Origin of the sequence: Flavobacterium sp. (assembly GCF_031363805.1) — a bacterium.
Lineage (GTDB): Bacteria > Bacteroidota > Bacteroidia > Flavobacteriales > Flavobacteriaceae > Flavobacterium.
Genome location: NZ_JANLVD010000002.1, coordinates 1 through 1,838, shown reverse-complemented (window position 1 = coordinate 1,838; position 1,838 = coordinate 1). Strand labels below are relative to the sequence as shown.

The following is a 1,838-nucleotide window of genomic DNA, read 5'->3' as shown; positions in this document are numbered from 1 at the left end:
TGAACGTAAAAAATTCGGTCAGAAGAAAGCTCGTAAGAGATTCCAATTCTCTAAACGTTAATATTCAATCTGAACTCGTTTCAGATTCTCAAAAACAGAAAGATGCTGAAATAAATTCAGCATAAAAATTTAAAAACAATGTTGTTGTTGTCCCGATGCGTCGGGAAATTAGTTTAGCATCTAAATGGTTAAGACCAGATAAACATCGCTACTTAATCATTGCTAATCAACAGAACGTAAACTAAGAAAAAAATGTCAAACAAAGTAGAAGTAAAAGAATTACTAGAAGCAGGTGTTCACTTCGGACACATGACTAGAAAATGGGATCCAAACATGGCTCCTTACATTTATATGGAGCGTAATGGTATTCACATTATCAATCTATATAAAACTGCAGCAAAAATTGAAGAAGCGAATGACGCTTTGAAAAAAATCGCTGCATCAGGTAGAAAAATATTATTCGTTGCTACCAAAAAACAAGCAAAAGACATCGTTGCTGAAAAAGCAAAAGCTGCAAACATGCCTTACATCACTGAAAGATGGCCTGGTGGAATGCTAACTAACTTCGTAACTATCCGTAAAGCTGTTAAAAAAATGGCTACTATCGATAAAATGAAGAAAGATGGTACATTCATGACCCTTTCTAAAAAAGAGCGTTTGCAAGTAGATCGTCTTCGTGCTAAATTAGAGAAAAATTTAGGTTCAATCGCTGACATGTCAAGACTACCAGCTGCATTGTTCGTAGTTGATATCAAAGCGGAACATATCGCAATAAAAGAAGCTCAAAAATTAAACATTCCAGTTTTTGCAATGGTTGATACAAATTCTGATCCTCGTGAAGTAGAATATGTAATTCCTGCAAATGATGATGCTTCTAAATCAATTGATAAAATTTTATCATTAGTTACAGCTGCTATTGTTGAAGGACTTTCTGATAGAGGTTCTGACAAAGAAGGTGATGCTACTGCTGAAGTTGTTGCTCCTACTGCTGAGGCTGTAGAAGTTGCTCCTGCTGTAGAAGCTGCTGCTCCAACTGCAACTGAAGAGTAAATAAACAATTACGAATTATGGATTATGAATTATGTAAGTTTTGCATAATTCGTAATTTGTAATTCGTAATTTCTTTTAAAAGAATTTTCAATTTTAAAATAAAAAAATTATGGCAACAATTACTGCTGCAGATGTAAATAAATTAAGACAAACTACAGGTGCCGGAATGATGGACTGTAAAAAAGCTTTAGTTGAAGCTGAAGGAGATTTCGATAAAGCTATACAAAACCTTAGAGAAAAAGGACAAAAAGTTGCTGCTAACCGTTCTGACCGTGAGTCTAGCGAAGGAGCTGCTGTTTCTTTTATCAATGCTGATAAAACTAAAGGAGCGATCATCACTTTAAACTGCGAAACAGATTTCGTAGGTAAAAATGAATCTTTCGTAACTTTAGCTAAAGAATTAGTTGAAAAAGCGATTAACTTCGCTTCTAAAGAAGAATTTTTAGCGTCAGATTTCAACGGAATGACTGTTGCTGAAAAATTGATCGAGCAAACTGGTGTTATCGGTGAAAAAATCGAAATCGGTGGTTTTGAAATTTTAGAAGGTGCTTTTGTTGGATCTTATGTTCACGTTAACAAAATTGCTGCATTAACTGCTATTTCTGCTGCTGTACCTAATGCAGAAGTTTTGACTAAAGACGTCTCTATGCAAGTGGCATCAATGGGAGCTGATACATTATCTTACAAAGATTTTGACCCTGCTTTTGTTGAGTCAGAATTAGCTGCTCGTATTGCTATCAACGAAAAAGAAAATGAAGAAGCAAAACGTTTAGGAAAAACTTTAAAAA

3 protein-coding genes are annotated in these 1,838 nt (G+C 34.7%); all 3 read left to right on the top strand.

Annotated elements, in window-relative coordinates; all coding sequences use genetic code 11:
• On the top strand, positions 1 to 61 hold a 61-nt coding region (gene rpsI, locus RMN92_RS14535; protein ID WP_409024837.1), incomplete at its 5' end, for a 30S ribosomal protein S9.
• Positions 62 to 252: 191 nt separating this feature from the next.
• Positions 253 to 1,050 (top strand): 30S ribosomal protein S2, encoded by a 798-nt coding sequence (gene rpsB, locus RMN92_RS00065; protein ID WP_309607415.1) that lies wholly within the window; start codon positions 253 to 255, stop codon positions 1,048 to 1,050.
• A gap of 109 nt (positions 1,051 to 1,159) precedes the next feature.
• The coding region (gene tsf, locus RMN92_RS00060; RefSeq protein ID WP_309607414.1) for a translation elongation factor Ts at positions 1,160 to 1,838 on the top strand (679 nt) is incomplete at its 3' end.

Bases quoted from the DNA above. Each gene is read 5' to 3' on its own strand.
- rpsB (WP_309607415.1), top strand. From the start codon at position 253: ATGTCAAACAAAGTAGAAGTAAAAGAATTACTAGAAGCAGGTGTTCAC.